Below are 4,568 nucleotides of genomic sequence, written 5' to 3'. Positions count from 1 at the left end.
ACAAGTGGGTCGGCATTTTCTATTGGACGTGGCACAGGCCGAACGCGGATGGACCCAACGACAACACGAAACTAATCGCGTCGGCAAACGGGGGAGCAACGGTCAATTGGCCGACGAACAGCGCGCCGTACCATTGGGGCGAACCGGAACTCGGCTATTACATCATGACCGACCCCTTCGTGATTCGTAAGCACGCGAGCATGCTAGTGGATGCTGGCATCGACGTCATTTTGTTCGATACGACCAATTCGCCGTTTACGTGGAAGGACGAATACGAGGCGTTGTGCCGCGAATATACAGCAATGCGCGCGGAAGGAGCGCGCACGCCTTACATCGGCTTCATCACGCCGTTCTGGCAGCCCACGGAAGTCCTGCAGCAACTCTGGAATGACTTGTACAAGCCGGGGCTGTGGAAGGACGTATGGTTCACGTGGGAAGGCAAGCCCTTCATACTCGTCGATCCCGCGTTTGTGAAAGACCCGGAAATGCTGGCCTTCTTCACGATTCGCAAACCCATGCCGGACTATTGGCTTGGGCCAAACGGGCCCGATCAATGGAGCTGGCTGGAGGTGTATCCGCAGCACGTGTTCAAGAATAGCCGAGGCGAGGCGGAACAAATGAGCGTGGGTGTGGGGCAGAACGCGCTGCCTAACACGCCGGGGCCCGCTCCCATGAGCGACAAGCGCGGCGCGATGGGGCGAAGCTGGCACAACGGCGCGAAAGACCCGAGTCCGGATGCCGTCAATCTCGGTCTCAACTTCGAAGAACAATGGACGCGCGCGATGGAAGTGAATCCTTCATTTATCTTTGTGACGGGGTGGAACGAGTGGGTCGCCGGCCGCTACACGGAGTGGAGCACGTACAAGGACAGCGACTGCTATTACCCCGGCGGGTTGTTCGTCGACGAATATACGCAGGAATACAGCCGCGACTGCGAACCGATGCGCGGCGGGCACACGGACAATTACTACTACCAACTGGCAAGCTGGGTGCGTAAGTTCAAGGGTGTGCGGGAACGTCCGCTTGCGACGGGGCCAAGCGCGGTCGCCGTGGACGGCGCGTTCGACGAGTGGGCTGCCGTAACGCCGGAGTACCGCGACACCATCGGCGACGTGACGCATCGAGCGCACGTAGGTTATGGCAACGTGATGTATACGAACGATACGGGCCGCAACGATTTCGTGATTGCGAAAGCGGCGTACGATGAGAAGAACCTGTATTTCTTCGTGCAAACGTTGAAGCCGATCACTCCGCACACAGACCCGAATTGGATGCTGCTACTTATCGACGCCGACCGCGACGCCAAAACCGGTTGGCTCGGTTACGACTTCGTCGTGAACCTCGGAACGCTGAGCGATCAGAAAACGACGATTAAGGCGTGGCGTGATGGCAAGTGGGAAAACGTGGGGGAGACCGGGTACCGCGTAAATGGCAACGGCATGGAACTCAACGTGCCGCGACATCTCATCGGCCAGCCAGACGGCAAACCCGCCTTCGACTTCCATTGGGCCGACAACATTCAAGGTTTTACGGATGTCTCCGAACTCGGCGTCAACGGCGACAGCGCACCGAATCGGCGGTGGAATTACCGCTTCGAAGTTAAGTAACTAATTCTGTTTTCTATTCTCTGTGTCCTCTGTGCCTCTGTGGTGCAAATCAAAGAAGCTTTACCACAGAGGCACAGAGAACACAGAGAAGAAACAAGAGAACCGCGAATGGGCACTGCGCGGAATAATGAGATTAAGACTTGATGTGTTTTATAGCTTCGATGCTGTTGATTGTGAATGTAACTGCATTCGCCGCCGAATGCCGGCTTCTTGTTGTTCGAGAAACACGGTTTCATGAACATTGGAAACTGGAGCCCCCTCAATATTCCCGATAACGAACCGATCTGGAACATTGCGAGTTTGGGGTTAAGTCATAGTTTCTGTTTGCTCTTCTCTGTGTCCTCTGTGCCTCTGTGGTGAAATTAATGATACTTACCACAGGGACACAGAGGACACAGAGAAGAGAAACAAAAGAACGGGGGCTCGGCCTTGTATTATGATCGTCTCGCGTTCAGGTACGGCGCGGAACAAGGAGAATAGAACATGAAACTCATGATGGCTTCGTTGCTAATACTCGCGAGTGCGTCCGCATTTGCCGCCGAGGCGGCGGATACACGGTGTTACGAACTCCGCGTGTACTACGCCGCGCCGGGGAAACTGGATGCGTTGAACGCGCGGTTTCGCGACCACTCGTGCGCGCTGCTGGAGAAGCACGGCTTCACGAACATCGGCTACTGGACTCCCGTCGACAATCCCGACAACAAATTGATCTACATCATCGCGAGTCCGAGCCGCGAAGCGCACGACAAGGCGTGGGAAGCGTTCAAGGCCGACCCCGAATGGATCAAAGCGCGCGACGCCAGCGAAGTCGATGGCAAACTCGTGACCAAAGTGGATTCCTACTACCTGACCGCGACGGACTTTTCGCCGGAAGTAAAACCGTCCAAGACCGACGCGACGCGCACCTTCGAACTGCGCACCTATACGCCCGCGACAGACAAGATGGATGCGCTTCTGTCCCGTTTCCGCGACCATACCGTCAAGTTGTTCGAGAAGCACGGCATGACCAACATCGGCTACTGGACCAGCGAAGCCAAAGACAGACAACCCGCGCAACTCATCTACATCCTCGCGCACAAATCCCCGGAAGCAGGCAAGGCCTCCTTTGACGCCTTCCGCGCCGACCCCGCGTGGCAGGAAGCTAAGAAGGCCTCCGAGGTCAACGGCTCATTGACACAAAAAGTGGAATCCGTCTACATGACCCCAACGGATTACTCGCCGCTGAAGTGACTCGACGCCCCAACGTGTGGCAGGCATCTTGCCTGCCTCTTGGAGTGCCTCCATTTTAGGCTGCTGCGGCGGCTGGCAGGCATCTTGCCTGCCCGAGTGCAGCGCATCCACCGTGCTTGGTGGCGCCCGCTCCCCGCGCCGGGCGAGTATTCTGTTTCGTTCCTCATTGATTCGTAGCGCCCGGTCTCCGTGCCGGGCGTATTGATTGCCTTTTGATGCGATTGTCGTGAAGTCAGGGCTGTGTTGTGGCGGTATATCGTTGTGGCAGAGTCTCGTCTGCTATGGCAGGGTCTCCCGATCCTGCCATATTAAGTGACCGCACGGTCTCTTAATCATTAGCTTCTGCAGACTCGACGTTCACGAAGAGGGACGGGTTCCAGAGACGTGTGCTTGAGTTGGGTAGTACTTCTAGCATATTTTGTTTCACGCGACAATCGCCCTTTGTTATTCGATAGTCTACTCCAACTACCAAAGACCCTTGGCGTCAGTCGTTGGAGATCGAGTGTGCGACTGGAAATGCGCTCATATATTGTACAGGAGTACATTGTTGGGTCGAGAGAGGGGGTTCAATGGAACCTTTGCTGGTGTTTGCCGGATTCGCCGTGCTTGCCATTGTCATCCGGTTGATTGCCGGTTCCTTCGATGGTGATCGTGTCGAACAATACGTAAGAGAGCAAGGATGGGAACTGCTGGAGCGCAGTTGGGATCCGTTCGGCCCAGGATGGTTCGGCGAAAAGGATTCACGTATCTACGAGATTGTCTATCGCGACCGGCAAGGTAATACACATCGTGCGCATGTGAAGACATCAATGCTTAGCGGTGTCTACCTCACGAATGACCGGATTGTGCAACCAGCAAATCATCCGCCGTCGGCGCGGCAGGTCACGCTGGTTGAGGAGAATCGACGTCTGCGGGAACGTATTAGAGAACTGGAGCAAGGGAAGAGATGACCGAACCTCGCCTCGAAACGTATTGCTCACCCAAGAAGAATTCAGCGACAGGCCACTATTTTTAATGCGTATAATATTATAATTACAGACAAGGGAACAAACTACCCTTTACACATGCAGTATCGAATAGCCATCCCGTAAGCCCCTTGTCACTTGCGGCCACCCCATCCCAGGATGCTCTTCGAGACCCCTCCTGACTCCTCCCGTCAAATCCAACTTCCGGCACGCATCGTCTTCACGATTCCCCACGTCCGAAACGCAAGCCCCTCTGTGCCAACGGTGGGGTATAATTGACGGAGCGACGTCACCCTCCGGTCTGATATGTGGTGTCGCCGATGTATGTTGTGGGGAGCGACCATCGTGGGCTGAAAAAGACAGGAACGGAGGTGCCTCGTGTTCGAAGCAAGTTCAATCCTGACCCGAGACGTCGTCACGGTACGGGAAGATACCCCTATCCTCGAAGCCGTTCGAGTGTTGGCCGAAAACGACATCACGGGAGTTCCAGTCGTCTCCGACGACATGACGCTAGTGGGCATCATCTCCGAGAAAGATGTGTTGAGGCTGCTCTACGAAGAAGGGGCCAAGAACGCCGTTGTCCGGGACTACATGACGCACAATGTGGTCAGCTTCAGCGAGGACACTCCTCTCTACGATATATGCGAATCCCTTATCAACAACGGCTTTCGGCGGATCCCTATTCTTAGAGACGGGAAGATTGCAGGCATCATCAGCCGATCGGATATCATCAAGTTCATCTTGAAAGTGCGCGCTTCGACGCATG

At 55.4% G+C, this 4,568-nt stretch carries 4 protein-coding genes; all 4 read left to right on the top strand.

What is annotated here, in order from left to right:
* Positions 1-1,607: hypothetical protein (locus K1Y02_25515; protein MBX7259740.1), on the top strand; the 1,607-nt coding region annotated here is incomplete at its 5' end.
* 483 nt (positions 1,608-2,090) lie between these two features.
* Positions 2,091-2,837: an NIPSNAP family protein gene (locus K1Y02_25510; GenBank protein MBX7259739.1), complete on the top strand. Its 747-nt coding sequence runs from the start codon at positions 2,091-2,093 to the stop codon at positions 2,835-2,837.
* A 569-nt stretch (positions 2,838-3,406) separates the two neighbouring features.
* Positions 3,407-3,787, top strand: a complete 381-nt coding sequence (locus K1Y02_25505; protein MBX7259738.1) for a hypothetical protein — start codon at positions 3,407-3,409, stop codon at positions 3,785-3,787.
* A gap of 393 nt (positions 3,788-4,180) precedes the next feature.
* The coding region (locus K1Y02_25500) for a CBS domain-containing protein (GenBank protein MBX7259737.1) at positions 4,181-4,568 on the top strand (388 nt) is incomplete at its 3' end.

The organism is Candidatus Hydrogenedentota bacterium, assembly GCA_019695095.1.
In the GTDB taxonomy this organism is placed as follows: Bacteria; Hydrogenedentota; Hydrogenedentia; order Hydrogenedentales; family SLHB01; genus JAIBAQ01.
This window is presented reverse-complemented; position numbering and strand designations above follow the sequence as displayed.